This is a genomic window from uncultured Piscinibacter sp., from assembly GCF_937952055.1.
GTDB lineage: Bacteria > Pseudomonadota > Gammaproteobacteria > Burkholderiales > Burkholderiaceae_C > Piscinibacter.
This window is the reverse complement of sequence record NZ_CALFYO010000025.1, coordinates 59498-73289: the sequence shown is the minus strand read 5'-3', so window position 1 is coordinate 73289 and position 13792 is coordinate 59498. Positions and strand designations below refer to the sequence as shown.

The window sequence follows — 13792 nt, the reverse complement described above, 5'->3', positions numbered from 1 at the left end:
CAGAGCATGCTGCGGTGAAACCTAGGGTTTATACTGATACGTTATTAGCAACCCACCCGGCACCACCCCGCCGGGCAAGGACAGGAGTCGCATCATGAATGCAGCCCGTTTCGCCTATGCCGCGGTCGTCACCGCTGCACTCATCGCCGCGGCCAGCCAGAGCCAGGCTCAGACCTTCGGCACCCACCCCGCGCTGGGTGGCACCTCGCCCGCTGCCGCGGGCATCGACCCGAATCATTTCATCGTCGGACACCCGGCCGGGCTCGTCCAGCGCGCCGGCCACGCCAATCAGGTGCACCCTGCCGATGCCGTCAGCGCCCAGGGCGCCCCGGCCGTGGACGCGAACCACTTCCTCGTGCAGCCGCCCTCCTCGGTGCGCTGGGCGCCCGCGCCGGCCGAGTCGCTGTCGGTCGCCGCGGCTCGCTGAAGCAGGGGGCGAGTTCAGCGCGATGCCGGCTCGGCCACGAAGCCGATGCGGCTGAGCCCGCCTTTCTGCACCCGTCCGATCAACTCGGCGACGCGGCCGTAGGGCACGCTGCGGTCGGCGCGAAACTGCACCTCGGTGGCTGGGTTCAGCCGGGCGGCCTCGGCGATGCGCTCGCTCAGTGCCGCGTCGTCGGCCGGCAAGTCGCCGATGAACATCTGCCCCTGAGCATCGATGGCCAGTTCGATGACTTGTGGCGCGTCGCTGGGCTGCGCGCTTTCGGCCTTCGGCAGATCCAGCCGCAGTGCGGAGGTCATCAGCGGTGCGGTGATCATGAAGATGACCAGCAGCACCAGCATCACGTCGATCAGCGGCGTCATGTTGATGTCGCTCATCGGCTGCGGGCCGCTGCTGCGCTCGAGACGACCGAAGGCCATGTCAGTACCGGCCGGTCGTTCCTAGGCGGCTGACCGCTCTCTCGGAGGGCCGCGAGCGAAGTGCGTCGTGGTCTCTCACGTCACGACTCCGTCACGCTGTCGCTGATCATCTCGCGCAGGTCGTGCGCGAAGCCCTCCAACTCGGCCTCGCAGGCCCCGACGACCTTGCCGAAGACGTTGTAGGCGAGCACCGCGGGGATGGCGACCGCAAGGCCGGCAGCCGTCATGACCAACGCTTCGCCGACCGGGCCGGAGACCTTCTCGATGGTGATCGCGCCGGCTGCCGAGATGGCCGCCAGCGCGTGGTAGATGCCCCAGACGGTGCCGAACAGGCCGACAAAGGGCGCCGTGCTGCCGATCGAAGCGAGCAGCACCTGACCCAGCTGAAGCTGAGCCAGCACTGCGTGCAGCGCATCGCGCAGCCGGCGCGTCAGCTGCGAGGCCATCTGGCCCCGCGACTCCAGGGTGTCGGCGCGCGGCGCCGCGATGGCGGCGGCCAGCAAGGGCCTCAGCGCGCTCTCGCGGTCGAAAGCCTCGAGTTGCTGGCGGCCGGCCTCCAGCGAGGGCGCGGCCCAGAAAGCCGGCACGGCGCGCGCGATGTCGCGGCGCACGCGGCGCAGCAGCCAGGCTTTCCAGAAGATCAGCACCCAGGCAGTCACCGACATGGCCAGCAGCAGCACGGCCACGCCGCGCGTGATGGCGTCGCCCTGCTCCCAGAAGTGCGGCAGACCGCCCATCAGCGAAGGCCCAGGACGGCATCCATGCCGTACAGGCCGGTGGCGCGGGACGCCAGGAACCGCGCGGCACGCAGGCTGCCCTGCGCAAAGTTGGCGCGGCTGGTGGCCTGGTGGCGAATCTCGACGCGCTCGCCGGTGCCGGCGAACAGCACCGTGTGGTCTCCGACGATGTCGCCGCCGCGCACGGTGGCGAAGCCGATCGACGACGGATCCCGCTCGCCGGTGATGCCCTCGCGGGCGAAGACGGCGCAATCCTTGAGCTCGCGGCCGACCGCCGCGGCCACCACCTCGCCCATCTTCAGCGCTGTGCCGCTGGGGGCATCGACCTTGTGGCGATGGTGCGCCTCGATGATCTCGATGTCGTAGCCTTCCTTCAGCGCGCGCGCCGCGACCTCCAGCACCTTGAGGACGACGTTCACGCCCACGCTCATGTTCGGGGCCAGCACGATGGCGTTGCGCTTCGCGTACTCGGCGATCTGCGCCTTCTGCTCGTCGCTGAAGCCGGTGGTGCCGATCACCGCCTTCACGCCGAGTTCGTGACAGGCCGCCAGGTGGGCCAGTGTGCCCTCGGGCCGGGTGAAGTCGATGAGCACCTGCGCGCCGGCCAAGCCGGCACGCAGGTCGCTGGTGATCGCCACGCCGCTGCTTCCGCCGAGAAAGGCAGCGGCGTCCTGACCGATTGCCGGACTGGCGGCAATGTCGAGCGCACCGGCGAGCACCAAGTCGTCGGCGTCGCGCACGGCCTCGATCAACATGCGGCCCATGCGGCCGGAAGCGCCGGCCACGGCGATGCGCAGCGCGCTCATCGGGCCGGTTCCAGTGGCGGGTAGCTGCGCGTCGGGCCGATCGGTTCGGCGGCGGTCGCGGGCGGCTTCTCGGGCACCGGCAGGGACTTCAGCTGATCCTCGGTCAGCGCCAGCGGCGGCGCCTGGCGCGAGGTCTTGAACGTGTCGATCGAGGCGACGAACTCGCGCTCAGCCGGCAACTCGGCGCTCGCGTCCAGGCTCTTCAGCGAGTCGCCATCGAAGCGCGCGACGATGCGGCGCAGCTGTGGCTCCGTACCCTGGCGGCGAATCGTGAAGACGTAGTCCCAGCGGTCGGCATGGAAGGCGTCGGCGAGCAGCGGCGAGCCGAGGATGTCGCGCACCTGGGCGCGCGTCATGCCGGGCTTGATCAACGCGGCCTGCTCCTTGGTGACGACGTTGCCCTGCACGACCTCGACTCGGTAAGGCGTGATCACGCCCAGGAAGTTGTCGGATGACTGCAGAGATGCGCAGCCCGAAGCGGCGAACGCGAAGGCCAACAGGCACGCGGCGAGGCGGAAGCGAGAGGGCATGGTGGCTTTAGGGGGCGCGCTCCGGCGACGGGGCAACCTCGATATGATCGCCGGATTCTAGCGTTCGGCATCGTCCGGGCCGACCCCTCCGCGAGCTGCCATGACCCACGCCGACGAGCTGAAGAACAGCGGCCTGAAGGCCACCCTGCCGCGCATCAAGGTGCTGGAGGTGTTCCAGAAGAGCGCCCAGCGGCACATGAGCGCGGAGGACGTCTACAAGCACCTGCTGGCCGAGGGCTCCGACGTCGGTCTGGCCACCGTCTACCGCGTATTGATGCAGTTCGAGCAGGCCGGCATCCTGTCGCGCAACCACTTCGAGGCCGGCAAGGCCGTGTTCGAGCTGAACGAGGGCAAGCACCACGACCACCTGGTCTGCATGGACTGCGGCCGCGTCGAGGAGTTCTTCGACGCCGAGATCGAGAAGCGCCAGAAGGCGGTGGCGGCGTCGCGTGGCTTCGAACTGCAGGACCACTCGCTGGCGCTGTACGCCGTCTGCACCAAGAAGAACTGCCCGCACCGGGGCAGGTGAGCCCGTCGCGAGGCGCGCCCGTCACTCGGCCTTCTGCATGGCCTTCTGGTGACGTTCGATGAATTCCTGGTAGGTGTCGATGCCACGCAGCTGCAGGATGGTGTTGCGCACCGCCGCCTCCACCAGCACCGCCAGGTTGCGTCCGGCGTCCACCGCGATCACCGCCTTGCGCACCGGCACGCCGAGGATTTCCTCGTACAACGGTTCGTAGGGCAGGCGCTCGAACTCGCGGTCCATGGTCTCCTTGCGCACCAGGTGGACGATGAGCTTGAGGCGCATCTTCCGCCTCACCGCGGTCTCGCCGAAGATGGCCTTGATGTCCAGCAGACCGATGCCGCGCACCTCGAGCAGGTTCAGCAGCAACTCGGGGCAGCGACCCTCCAGCGAGGTCTGCGAGACGCGGAACAGGTCCACTGCGTCGTCGGCCACCAGGCCGTGGCCGCGCGAGATCAGCTCCAGGCCGAGTTCGCTCTTGCCCAGGCCCGATTCGCCGGTGAGCAGCACGCCCAGTCCGAGGATGTCCATGAACACGCCGTGGCGCGTGGTGCGCTCGGCGAAGTGCTGGCCGAGGTAGCCGCGCACCACGTCGATCACGTGGCCGGCCGACTCGGCGGTGGCGAACAGCGGGATCTCGGCGCGATCGCACATCGCCACCAGCTTGTCTGGCGGCACCTGCGCGTCGGCGACGATCAGTACCGGCGGCTCCAGCGTGACGATGCGCGAGATGCGTCGCTCGACCACCTCTGGCGTGGCGTCGTTGAGGTAGGCCACCTCGCGGCGCCCGACGATCTGCACCCGGTAGGGGTGGATGTAGTTGAGGTAGCCCACCAGGTCCGCGGCGGACTGCGCGTTGCGCACCGCGGCTTCGTCGAAGCGGCGCTCGGGATGGGCGTGTCCGGCGATCCACTCCCATTGCAGCGACTGCCGATGCTCCTCGAACAGCGCTTCCGCGCTGATGACGCTGGGTTTCACTGCGGGCCGTCGCGCTGGGCAGCCATCAAGCCACCGACTTCAGCGGCTCCCAGTTGGCGATCAGTTCATGCACCTTGGCGGCCTCGGGCTCGGTCTTCAGGCGCTCGCGCAGTTCGCGGTCGGAGAGCATCTCCGCGATCTCGGAGAGGATCTCCAGGTGTCGCTGTGTCGCCGCCTCGGGTACGAGCAGGAAGATCAGCAGCAGCACCGGTTCGTCATCGGGTGCGTCGAAGGGGATGGGCTGTTGCACGCGGATTACCGCGGCGAGTGGATTCTTCAGGCCCTTGATGCGGCCATGTGGGATGGCTACGGCGTGACCCAGGCCGGTGGATCCGAGGCGCTCGCGGGCGAACAGGTTGTCGGCCACGATGGCGCGGGCGATGGCGTGCTGGTTTTCGAACAGCAGCCCGGCCTGCTCGAAGACACGCTTCTTACTGGTGGCATCCACGTCGACGAGCACATTGCTGGCGGGCAGGATGGCGGCGAGGCGGTTCATCGGTGATTCGTGTGACAGCCGGGCTCGTGGCCGCGGCAGCCGCATGGCAAGTGACAGGTGACGGAATTATGAAGTCGCATCCTCGGGTGGGTATCGACCACGATGTGCGGATGGGCACATTGTGCGCCCGCTGCTGCGTCGCAGCAACGCGTAGGCCCCCCGGTTCACGGGCGATGCCTTGTCGCGCGACATGAAAAAGCGGCCCCGCAGGGCCGCTCGAGCAGCGTCGCCGGCCGCTCAGGAGGCCGACGACTCGATGCGCTTGGCCGACACATGGTGGTGGTCCTGCACCTTGTCCTTGTGCCGGCAGACCTGGCGGTCGAGCTTGTCCATCAGCATGTCGATCGCCGCGTACAGATCCTCGTGCGATTGCTCGACGAAGATGTCCTTGCCCTTCACGTGCACGGTCACCTCGGCCTTCTGCCTTCGCTCCTTCTCCTTCAGCTTCTCCACTGACAGCAGCACGTTGATGTCCACCACCTGGTCGAAATGGCGGGTGACGCGATCCAGCTTTGTGAGCACATACTCTCGCAGAGCGGGCGTCACCTCAAGATGATGGCCGCTGATCGTCAGATTCATGGGTACTCCTTTCACACGGGTGGGGGAGGCGGGAGAAGCAGGGCGGGGAAGCGGGGGAATTGGGGCAGGGGAAGTGGAGCGGCGACGGGCCGAGCCCAACTCGCCAAATTCAGTGTGCCCCCGTTCGCCGCCCCTGACAAGCCGGCGACACCAACGCTCACAGGGGCAGGTTGACCGCGGTCACAGGGCATCGTCCTGTTGCCGCGGCCGCCCCTGCCGAGCAGCAGCGGGGCGGCCCGATGCGATAATTTCTCATCGAGTCATCGCGGAGTTCGACTTGGACGCCCCCCCGTCTCCGTGACCGTCCGCTCCACCAGGCCGGCCGCCACACACCATGGCCGGCCACCGGAGCGAGGCGGTCGTGAGTTCCATCCCTGACGCTTCCATCCGGGCCATGCTGGAGCCCCCATGCTGAATGTCTTCACGCTGGCCAACGGCCGGCTGTTCCAGGAAGAGATCGAGAGCCTCGACGCGCTGGCGCGCGTCACGCCGATCTGGGTCGACCTCGATGCGCCGACGCCCGAAGAGAAGGGGTGGATCGCGCAGCACTACGGCCTGACCATTCCGCAGGACGTGGTCGATGAAGACCTGGAGGAGTCCGCACGCTTCTACGAAGAAGACAACGGCGAACTGCACATCCGCTCCGATTTCCTGATCGATGACGACGAGCGATCACGCAACGTGCGCGTCGCCTTCATCCTCTACCGCAACGTGCTGTTCTCGGTGCATGCCGAGGATCTGCCGGTGTTCCGGCTGCTGCGACTGCGTGCGCGGCGCATTCCCGCGCTGATCGAGGACGCCAAGGACGTGCTGCTCAAGCTCTACGACGCCGACGCCGAGTACAGCGCCGACGCGCTCGAGGGCATCTACGACGCCTTGGAGGCGGTGAGCGCGCGCGTGCTCAAGCAGGACGTCAACGACCAGATCGCCGCCGAAGCGCTGTCGGCCATCGCCAAGGAGGAGGACCTCAACGGTCGCATCCGCCGCAACGTGATGGACACGCGCCGCGCGGTCAGCTTCATGATGCGCAGCCGCTTGCTCAATGCCGAGCAGTTCGAGGAGGCGAGGCAGATCCTGCGCGACATCGACTCGCTCGACTCGCACACCACGTTCCTGTTCGACAAGATCAACTTCCTGATGAATGCCATCGTCGGCTTCATCAACATCAACCAGAACAAGATCATCAAGATCTTCTCGGTGGCCAGCGTGGCGTTGCTGCCGCCGACGCTGATTGCCAGCATCTACGGCATGAACTTCAGGGCCATGCCGGAGATCGACTGGAGCTATGGCTACCCGTTCGCGCTGGGCTTGATGGTGGCCTCTGTGGCGGCGCCGTTCATCTACTTCCGGCGCAAGGGCTGGCTGCGCTGATCAGCTGTTGGCGCGACGCTTCAGCCAGCGCATCAGGCCGCCGACCAGCGGCAGCTTCTCGTACAGTTCTTCCGCGGCGTCCCAGTAGTCGCGGTGCAGCGCGATGCGGCCCTGCGCGTCGAAGCGCAGATGCGAGCTGCCGTGCACCGCCCGGGGCACGCGCGAGAAGCGCTTGAAACGGAACAGGAAGTCCCAAGTCAGGAAACATTGGTCGCCGTCGACGACGATGTCGCTCACCACGAAGCGCGGCTCGTCGAGCGCGGCGAACATGTGGGCGAAGACCCGCTGGATCGCCGGCACCCCCTGCACGTCGTTGAACGGATCCTTGAAGCGTGCATCGCCGGCGTAGAAGTCGCCGAGCCGTGCCACGTCGGCCGCCGAGATCGACTCGAACATCGCCACCACCCGCGCCACGCGCGCATCTTCATGCTCGGGTTTCATAGGCCTGTGGCGCGGCGGATCGTCTTGAAGTACAGGGCATCGCCGAGGTGGCTGAGGATCTTCAGCCATAACGTGAAACGCCTGGGGAAGTGGATCTCGAAGCGGCCGGCCTGCCAGCCCGCGACGATCTCTTCGGCGGCCTGCGCCGGCGAGATCAGCGCAGGCATGGTGAATTCGTTGCGCGAGGTCAGCGGTGTCTCGACGAAGCCCGGATTGATCACCGAGACGCCCAGGCCCTGCGGCTGCAGGTCGAGGTAGAGCGTCTGCGCGAGATTGATCAGCGCCGCCTTGGTCGGCCCGTAGGCCAGCGAGTTCGGCAGCCCGCGATAGCCCGCCACGCTGGCCACCAGGCCGACGTGCCCCGACCTCTGTTCGAGCAGCACCGGGAGCACCGCGTCGAGCATGTGCAGCGCGCCGACGTAGTTGACCTGCTGGTGGCGCAGCATCTCCTCCAGATCGATGCGCGTGGCGCGCATCGCCTTGTAGTGGCCGGCGAAGTAGACCGCCATGTCGATGCGGCCGCAGCGCTCGACGATTCGAGCCGCGGCGGCGCGCAGCGCATCGCGGTCGGTGACGTCCAGCGGCACCGCGTGGCTGCCCGGGTGCTGCTGCGCAAAGGCCGTGAGGGGGGGCGCGCTGCGGGCCGAGACCACCACCGTGGCGCCACGCGCGTGAAGCAGTTCGGCCGTCGCGCGGCCGATGCCGGAGGAGGCGCCGACGAGCCAGACCACCTGGCCCTGCCATTGACGGATGCGGGGATTGAGTGGCATGAAGCGCCCGCTCACGGCTGCTTGGCGAAGGCGAGTGTCACTTCGCCGAGCCGGAAGCCGAGCTTGCTCATCACCGCCTTGTTCAGCATCACGCGCTCGTCGACCAGGTACATCCAGTCGTCGAACTGCACCTCGTAGACCTTGCCGTCCACCGGCAGGCGCAGCGTGTAGGCCCACTGGAACGCGTTGCCAGCCGCCTGGCCGTGTGCGGTGCCGACCACGTCGTCCGCGGTCCCGGTGTAGCGGCCGCCGCCATGCCTCTTCAGCCGCCACACGCGGCGTTCCTTCTTGCCGTCGCTGTAGGTGAACGCCTCGTCGAGCACGCCGTCGTCGCCGTTCCACGTGCACTTCATCAGCACGGTGAAGCGGCGCACCACCTTGCCCGAGCGGTCGGTGAAGAGGCCGTGCGCGACGAGTTCGCCGTTGAAGTACTGTTCGAGCGCCAGCGTCGGCTGCTCACCGGCATAGTCGTCCGGCGTGGGTGCCGAGGCGCAGCCCGCCGCGAGGGCTCCGGCGGCCAGGGCGGCAAGGAGGGAGCGTCTGATCATGAGAGTCTTCCGGCGGGCCGGATCCAGGTGAAGTACAGCAGCGCTACCGCGCCGAGCTTGAGCATGCAGGGCAGCACGCAGTAGGCGAAGGTCAGCGCCGAAAGCGCCTCTTCGCCGCGGCCCCCCGGCGCGTAGCCGAACCATTGCAGCGCAGGCAGGGCGAGCCCCGCGGCCAGCGCTAGGTTCAGCTTGGTGGCGAAGTTCCACCAGCCGAAGTAGGTGCCTTCGCTGCGCCCCGCATGTCCGGCGCGCTGGATCACGCCGGCCAGCAGGGCGCCGGGCAGCGTGAGGTCGGCGCCGAGCGCGAAGCCGCTGGCGATGCACACCGCGGTGTAGGCGGCGATGTCGCCGCGGCCGAGCAGCGCAGCCCAAGCGAACACGGCGATGGCCAGCACCATGCCGGCGGACCAGCAGCGCGCCAGGCCGAAGCGCCGCACCGCGCGCACCCACAGCGGGATCGACAAGGCACCGGCGGCGAAGTAGCTGGCCAGGAAGAGCGGCTCCCAGGCGGGCGCCTGCAATCGGTCGCGGATGAAGAACAGCACCAGCGTCGCGGGAATGGCGCTGGCAATGCCGTTGACGAGATAGATTGCCAGCAGCCGGCGGAACGCCGGGGTGGCCAGCGGCAGCGTCATCGGCAGCGCGGCCATGGCCGTGCGGTCCGCGTCGGGACGTGGCGCACGCCACAACCAAGCTACGCCGAGCAGCAACAGCATGGCGAAGGCGAGTGTGCTCGCGCCCAGCCCCGCCACCGAGGGCAGCACGCTGGCCAGCAGCACGCCGACCAGCGCCAGGCCTTCGCGCCAGGCGACGACGCGCGCACGCTGCGTCTCGTCGCCACCGAGGCGAGCACCCCAGGCCTGGTGGATGACGCTGACCACGCTGTAGCCGATGTAGGTGACGGCCAGCAGGGCGGCGCACCAGGCGAGCAGCGCGGCCGAGCCCTGCACCATGGGGAAGAACAGGGCGCGAAAGCCGATGGCGAGCACCACCGCAGCGGCGGCCGCCGCCAGCCAGGCGCTCACCGACGAGCGCGCGAACAGGCGGTCGGCCCAGCGGCCGATCAGCGGGTCGGCCAGCGCGTCGAAGAGGCGGGCGCCGAGCAGCACCGCGCCCAGCCAGGCCAGCGGCACGCCGAACTCGCTGGCGTAGTGGTTGGGCAGGACCACGTACAGCGGCAGCGCCACGAAGGCCAGCGGCAGGCCCAGCGCGCCGTACGAGGCGCCGGCGATCGGGCCGCCGCTCGCCGCAGCCGCCCGACGGGAGCCGCGCGCCATGGTCAGCACCGTGTCGCTCATGACCTGGGCAGCGCCGCTCCAAGCAGCGACTGGCGCAGCTTCGGCTCCGAGGTCTGCGGGGCCAGCCAGATGCCGAAGAAGCGGCGCGCGAAGTCGGCGTCGCGCAGCTCGCCGCGCAGCATGGCGTTGTGAAAGAAGCGTGCCGCCACCTGGGGCTGTTGCACGCCGGTGATGCGGTCACCCTTGCTGACGTCGGGGAAGGTCTGCGTCAGGGCGCCGAGCCAGCGCTGTGCCTGCGCGTCGCTGAAGCCGCCGACGCGCCGCATCTCCTCGAGGCTGCGTTCGGCGATCAGGCGGCCATAGAGTGTGCGGGCGTACTGCAGCTCCAGCGCCAGCGCGTGGCGCTCGAAGTGTTCGGCCGCGAAGCCGTCGGCGATCCACAGCCGCGCGTCGTAGATGTGCAGACCGAGGAAGGTCAGCCGTCCGCTGCCCTGCAGGCGCGCGCCGGGCAGCTCGGCCGCCACTTCGGGCGGCGGCGCGGTCGCGGCCTCCGCGGCCAGCGGCGCGAGCGCGAATCCGAGCAGCAGGCTGCGGCGCGTGGCGGCCATGGCGGTCAGTCACGCTGCAGCGTGAACTGCATGACGCTGGTGCTGCCGGTGGCGAACGCCGCCTCGCAGTAGGCGAGATAGAACTCCCAGGTGCGCATGAAGCGGGTGTCGAAACCGAGGCGGCGTATGCGCGTCTCCTCCGCGAGGAAGCTGTCGCGCCAGCGGCGCAACGTCTCCGCATAGTCGAGGCCGAAGTCGAGCTCGTTGACCACGCGCAGGCCGGCGCCGGCCGCCGCCTCGCGGAACGCCGTCGGGCTGGGCAGCAGGCCGCCGGGGAAGATGTACTGCTGGATGAAGTCGGTCGACCGCACGTAGCGCTCGAAGTACTTGTCGTTGATCGTGATGCTCTGGATGCAGGCCCGGCCGCCGGCCTTCAGCTGGCCCCGCACCGTGGCGAAGAAGCTGGGCCAGTACTCGCGGCCGACGGCCTCGAACATCTCGATCGAGGCGACGGCGTCGAAGGGCCCGTCGTCGATGTCGCGGTAGTCCTGCAGGCGCAGGTCGGCCGAGACGCCGACTTCGGCGATGCGCTTCCTGGCCCAGTCGAGCTGCTCGCTGGACAGGGTCACGCCGGTCACGTTCGCCCCGAATTCGCGCGCCGCGCATTCGGCCAACGCGCCCCAGCCGCAGCCGATCTCCAGCACACGGTCGCCCGGTTTGACGCCGGCCTCGCGCAACGCGCGACGCACCTTGGCGTGCTGGGCGCCGGGCATGGGCTTGCTCCGGTCGCCCTCGAACCACGCGCTGCTGTAGTTCATCGTCGGGTCGAGCCAGAGGCGATAGAACTCGTTGCCCAGGTCATAGTGGGCGTGGATGTTCTTCCTGCTGCCTGCGCGCGAATTGCGGTTGAAGAGGTGCCTGATCCGGTACAGCAGCGAGCCCCACCAGCTGCCGTAGACGATGGATTCGACCTCGTCGCGGTTGGCGATGAGCAGCGTGAGCAGGTTGGTCAGGTCCGGCGTGGTCCAGTCGCCGGCGATGTAGCTCTCGGCGAAGCCGATGTCGCCCGAGCGCAGCGCGGCGCCGCAGACGTTCCAGTTGCGCAGACGGATCGCGGCGCGCGCGCCGTCTTCCGACGTCTTGCCGAAGTGCGCGCTTCCGCCGTCGGGCAGCTGCACGTCCAGCGAACCGTGGTTGAGGCCGTGCAGCAGGCGGAACACCGCGCAGGCGGCGGCGGGCGCCGATGCGGGCAGGGTGGTGGGAGCGAAGGTGGTGCTGGTCATGGGTGAACGGCTCAGCGTGTGACGAAGGTTCCGGGCGGGGCGGGCTTGCGGAAGACGGGCACGCGCTTCGCCCACAGCTTCAGTGCCTGCCAGTGGATGCGCGCAATCACGCCCAGCGTCATCAGCGGCATGCCGAAGAAGGCGTGCCGTGCGCTGGCGGCGGACAGGGGCTGGAGCCGGCCCGACACGCTGGTCTCGATCAGCGCTCCGGCACTGTCGTGGTGCTCGATGCGGGCCACCGTTCGATCGGCGGTGCGCATGAAGCGAAAGCGGTAGTCGCCCTCGGTGGCGCAGAACGGCGAGACGTGGAACACCTTCGCGGCGCGCAGCTCCTGGCCGAAGGCGAGGTGTGCGCCGCGCAGCAGGTAGCAGTGGCGCTCGCCGAAGGTGTTGTTGACCTCGACCACGATGGCGGCGAGCGAGCCGTCCTTGCGGTGGCAGTACCAGAAGCTCACCGGCTTGAAGGTGAAGCCGAGCACTCGGGGGTAGCAGTGCAGCCAGACCTCGCCGTCCGCGTCGACCACGCCCTCGCGGGCGAGCAGTTCGTCGAGCCAGGCGAGGCTGTCGACGCGGCCGTCGCCGTGGTCGCGGTCGTTGAAGCTGATCAGCCCGAAGCGGTTGCGCACGAGGTCGCTCGACGGCTGTGCACGCAGGCTGCGCATGGGCAGCAGCAGGAAGTAGGTGCCGTAGGCGAAGCTGTTGCGCGCCGGACGCAGGCGTGCGTGGCGCACCTGGCCCAAGCCGATCAGCGGCGCGGTCGCGGAAGTCACGCGGCCTCCGCGATCCCGCGCTCGTCCGCCCAGGCGGCGCGCAAGCCTTCAACCACGGCCTCGCCGGACATCAGCCCGTCCTCGTGGAAGCCGTAGCGTGTCCAGGCTCCGCAGAACCAGCTGTGCGCCACGCCCTGCAACTCGGGCACGCGCTTCTGCGCGGCAATGGCCGCGAGGTCGAAGATCGGGTGCTCGTACTCGTACTCGCCGACGACGGTGTCGGCGCGCGGCGGTGTCACCGGGTTGAGCGAGACGAGCACGGGCGTCTGGAAGGGCAACGGTTGCAGCCGGTTGAGCAGGTAGTGCAGGCAGACGCGCGCCTGTTCGCGATCGCTGTCGGCGGCGCGCTCGTAGTTCCACGAAGCCCAGGCGCGTTCGCGGCGCGGCAGCACGCTGCGGTCGGTGTGCAGCACGGCGCGATTGGGCTGGTAGCGGATCGCGCCGAGCACTTGCCGCTCGGCCTCGCTGGCATCGGCGAGCAGGGCCAGCGCCTGGTCGCTGTGGCAGGCAAACACGACCTCGTCGAAGCGCTCGCTGCCGTGGTCGGTGGCGACCCATACGCCGGCCGAGCCGCTGGCGGGCGGCACGCGGCGAACGCTGCGCACCGGCGTGTTCAGACGCGCATCGGGCACGCCGGCGATGATCTTCTCGACGTAGTTCCGCGCCCCGCCGCGCACCGTGTACCACTGCGGCCGGTCGGCCACCTGGATCAGGCCGTGGTTGTGGCAGAAGCGGATGAGCGTGGCGACAGGGAAGCGCAGCATCTGGTCGGTCGGGCAGGACCAGATGCAGCCGATCATGGGCAGCAGGTACCAGTCGCGGAACGCGTCGCTGAAGCGGTGCCGCGCGAGGAAGTCGCCGATCGGCTCGACCAACTGCACGTCCTTGCCGCCCACGGCGATCGCGGTGGTCAGCCGGTTGAAGCGCAGGATGTCCGCCAGCATGCGCCAGAAGCGCGGCTTGAGGAGGTTGCTGCGCTGGGCGAAGACGGTCGAGAGGTCCGATCCGCTCCACTCCAGCCCGATGTTGGGCACCTGCACCGAGAACGACATGTCGGAGGGCGCGATCTCCACGCCCAGGCACGCGAACAGGTTCAGCAGTCGCGGGTAGGTGCGCTCGTTGAGCACCAGGAAGCCGGTGTCCACACCATGGGTGTGGCCATCGAGCGTGACGTCGACCGTGTGTGTGTGCCCGCCGAAGTAACTGCCGGCCTCGAAGAGGGTGACTTGTGCCTGCCCTTGCAGGCCGTGGGCAACGGAGAGGCCGGAGATGCCCGAGCCGATGATCGCGACGCGACGCATGGCTCAGGCCCC

18 protein-coding genes are annotated in these 13792 nt (G+C 68.8%); 3 read left to right on the top strand and 15 right to left on the bottom strand.

The genetic code is table 11. The features are described from left to right. The first annotated feature begins 94 nt into the window (after positions 1-94). Positions 95-427 carry a hypothetical protein gene (locus Q0599_RS20445; protein WP_298833669.1) on the top strand — a complete coding sequence of 111 codons (333 nt, stop codon included), beginning with the start codon at positions 95-97 and terminating at the stop codon, positions 425-427. A 14-nt stretch (positions 428-441) separates the two neighbouring features. Here Q0599_RS20445 and Q0599_RS20440 read toward each other — a convergent pair whose 3' ends face one another. The 4 genes from Q0599_RS20440 to Q0599_RS20425 all read right to left on the bottom strand — a co-directional run bounded on the left by Q0599_RS20440 (position 442) and on the right by Q0599_RS20425 (position 2934). Next, positions 442-861, bottom strand: a complete 420-nt coding sequence (locus Q0599_RS20440) for a biopolymer transporter ExbD (RefSeq protein ID WP_298833667.1) — start codon at positions 859-861, stop codon at positions 442-444. A gap of 80 nt (positions 862-941) precedes the next feature. Beyond that, positions 942-1598, bottom strand: a complete 657-nt coding sequence (locus Q0599_RS20435) for a MotA/TolQ/ExbB proton channel family protein (protein WP_298833665.1) — start codon at positions 1596-1598, stop codon at positions 942-944. Then, positions 1598-2404 (bottom strand): 4-hydroxy-tetrahydrodipicolinate reductase, encoded by an 807-nt coding sequence (dapB, locus tag Q0599_RS20430; RefSeq protein WP_298833663.1) that lies wholly within the window; start codon positions 2402-2404, stop codon positions 1598-1600. The genes Q0599_RS20435 and dapB overlap by 1 nt, the downstream gene beginning before the upstream one ends. Then, positions 2401-2934 carry an outer membrane protein assembly factor BamE gene (locus Q0599_RS20425; protein ID WP_298833661.1) on the bottom strand — a complete coding sequence of 178 codons (534 nt, stop codon included), beginning with the start codon at positions 2932-2934 and terminating at the stop codon, positions 2401-2403. The genes dapB and Q0599_RS20425 overlap by 4 nt, the downstream gene beginning before the upstream one ends. A 100-nt stretch (positions 2935-3034) precedes the next feature. Here Q0599_RS20425 and fur point away from each other — a divergent pair, with 100 nt between their 5' ends. Continuing rightward, a complete protein-coding gene (fur, locus tag Q0599_RS20420) occupies positions 3035-3463 on the top strand; it encodes a ferric iron uptake transcriptional regulator (protein WP_298833659.1) in 429 nt (142 codons plus the stop codon). A gap of 21 nt (positions 3464-3484) precedes the next feature. Here fur and hprK read toward each other — a convergent pair whose 3' ends face one another. The 3 genes from hprK to raiA all read right to left on the bottom strand — a co-directional run bounded on the left by hprK (position 3485) and on the right by raiA (position 5510). Next, the gene (hprK, locus tag Q0599_RS20415) at positions 3485-4435 is read right to left on the bottom strand and encodes an HPr(Ser) kinase/phosphatase (protein ID WP_298833657.1); all 951 of its coding nucleotides are present in this window, start codon (positions 4433-4435) and stop codon (positions 3485-3487) included. A 25-nt stretch (positions 4436-4460) separates the two neighbouring features. Then, positions 4461-4931, bottom strand: coding sequence for a PTS sugar transporter subunit IIA (locus Q0599_RS20410; protein WP_298833655.1), 471 nt, complete (start codon positions 4929-4931; stop codon positions 4461-4463). 237 nt (positions 4932-5168) lie between these two features. Continuing rightward, positions 5169-5510 (bottom strand): ribosome-associated translation inhibitor RaiA, encoded by a 342-nt coding sequence (gene raiA / locus Q0599_RS20405; RefSeq protein ID WP_298833653.1) that lies wholly within the window; start codon positions 5508-5510, stop codon positions 5169-5171. Between the two features lie 408 nt (positions 5511-5918). Here raiA and corA point away from each other — a divergent pair, with 408 nt between their 5' ends. Next, positions 5919-6881, top strand: a complete 963-nt coding sequence (corA, locus tag Q0599_RS20400; protein WP_298833651.1) for a magnesium/cobalt transporter CorA — start codon at positions 5919-5921, stop codon at positions 6879-6881. On the opposite strand, the gene Q0599_RS20395 is transcribed toward corA, so the two are convergent. Genes Q0599_RS20395 through Q0599_RS20360 form a run of 8 tightly spaced genes read right to left on the bottom strand, consistent with a single transcriptional unit; the run spans position 6882 to position 13780 of the window. Further along, the gene (locus Q0599_RS20395; protein ID WP_298833649.1) at positions 6882-7322 is read right to left on the bottom strand and encodes a nuclear transport factor 2 family protein; all 441 of its coding nucleotides are present in this window, start codon (positions 7320-7322) and stop codon (positions 6882-6884) included. It abuts the gene before it with no gap. Further along, entirely contained in the window at positions 7319-8092 is a 774-nt protein-coding gene (locus tag Q0599_RS20390) for an SDR family oxidoreductase (RefSeq protein ID WP_298833647.1), read from the bottom strand. Before Q0599_RS20390 ends, Q0599_RS20395 begins: the two co-directional genes overlap by 4 nt. Before the next feature lie 11 nt (positions 8093-8103). Next, a complete protein-coding gene (locus Q0599_RS20385; RefSeq protein ID WP_298833645.1) occupies positions 8104-8640 on the bottom strand; it encodes a DUF3833 domain-containing protein in 537 nt (178 codons plus the stop codon). Beyond that, entirely contained in the window at positions 8637-9917 is a 1281-nt protein-coding gene (locus Q0599_RS20380) for an MFS transporter (RefSeq protein ID WP_298834087.1), read from the bottom strand. The genes Q0599_RS20385 and Q0599_RS20380 overlap by 4 nt, the downstream gene beginning before the upstream one ends. Before the next feature lie 17 nt (positions 9918-9934). After that, a complete protein-coding gene (locus Q0599_RS20375; RefSeq protein ID WP_298833643.1) occupies positions 9935-10486 on the bottom strand; it encodes a chalcone isomerase family protein in 552 nt (183 codons plus the stop codon). Between the two features lie 5 nt (positions 10487-10491). Further along, entirely contained in the window at positions 10492-11709 is a 1218-nt protein-coding gene (locus Q0599_RS20370; protein ID WP_298833642.1) for a cyclopropane-fatty-acyl-phospholipid synthase family protein, read from the bottom strand. Between the two features lie 11 nt (positions 11710-11720). Beyond that, entirely contained in the window at positions 11721-12479 is a 759-nt protein-coding gene (locus Q0599_RS20365; RefSeq protein ID WP_298833640.1) for a DUF1365 domain-containing protein, read from the bottom strand. Next, positions 12476-13780 carry an FAD-dependent oxidoreductase gene (locus Q0599_RS20360; protein WP_298833638.1) on the bottom strand — a complete coding sequence of 435 codons (1305 nt, stop codon included), beginning with the start codon at positions 13778-13780 and terminating at the stop codon, positions 12476-12478. Before Q0599_RS20360 ends, Q0599_RS20365 begins: the two co-directional genes overlap by 4 nt. Positions 13781-13792: the final 12 nt, after the last annotated feature.

Bases quoted from the DNA above. Each gene is read 5' to 3' on its own strand.
- Q0599_RS20445 (WP_298833669.1), top strand. From the start codon at position 95: ATGAATGCAGCCCGTTTCGCCTATGCCGCGGTCGTCACCGCTGCACTC.
- Q0599_RS20440 (WP_298833667.1), bottom strand. From the start codon at position 861: ATGGCCTTCGGTCGTCTCGAGCGCAGCAGCGGCCCGCAGCCGATGAGC.
- Q0599_RS20435 (WP_298833665.1), bottom strand. From the start codon at position 1,598: ATGGGCGGTCTGCCGCACTTCTGGGAGCAGGGCGACGCCATCACGCGC.
- dapB (WP_298833663.1), bottom strand. From the start codon at position 2,404: ATGAGCGCGCTGCGCATCGCCGTGGCCGGCGCTTCCGGCCGCATGGGC.
- Q0599_RS20425 (WP_298833661.1), bottom strand. From the start codon at position 2,934: ATGCCCTCTCGCTTCCGCCTCGCCGCGTGCCTGTTGGCCTTCGCGTTC.
- fur (WP_298833659.1), top strand. From the start codon at position 3,035: ATGACCCACGCCGACGAGCTGAAGAACAGCGGCCTGAAGGCCACCCTG.
- Q0599_RS20410 (WP_298833655.1), bottom strand. From the start codon at position 4,931: ATGAACCGCCTCGCCGCCATCCTGCCCGCCAGCAATGTGCTCGTCGAC.
- raiA (WP_298833653.1), bottom strand. From the start codon at position 5,510: ATGAATCTGACGATCAGCGGCCATCATCTTGAGGTGACGCCCGCTCTG.
- corA (WP_298833651.1), top strand. From the start codon at position 5,919: ATGCTGAATGTCTTCACGCTGGCCAACGGCCGGCTGTTCCAGGAAGAG.
- Q0599_RS20395 (WP_298833649.1), bottom strand. From the start codon at position 7,322: ATGAAACCCGAGCATGAAGATGCGCGCGTGGCGCGGGTGGTGGCGATG.
- Q0599_RS20390 (WP_298833647.1), bottom strand. From the start codon at position 8,092: ATGCCACTCAATCCCCGCATCCGTCAATGGCAGGGCCAGGTGGTCTGG.
- Q0599_RS20385 (WP_298833645.1), bottom strand. From the start codon at position 8,640: ATGATCAGACGCTCCCTCCTTGCCGCCCTGGCCGCCGGAGCCCTCGCG.
- Q0599_RS20380 (WP_298834087.1), bottom strand. From the start codon at position 9,917: ATGGCGCGCGGCTCCCGTCGGGCGGCTGCGGCGAGCGGCGGCCCGATC.
- Q0599_RS20375 (WP_298833643.1), bottom strand. From the start codon at position 10,486: ATGGCCGCCACGCGCCGCAGCCTGCTGCTCGGATTCGCGCTCGCGCCG.
- Q0599_RS20370 (WP_298833642.1), bottom strand. From the start codon at position 11,709: ATGACCAGCACCACCTTCGCTCCCACCACCCTGCCCGCATCGGCGCCC.
- Q0599_RS20360 (WP_298833638.1), bottom strand. From the start codon at position 13,780: ATGCGTCGCGTCGCGATCATCGGCTCGGGCATCTCCGGCCTCTCCGTT.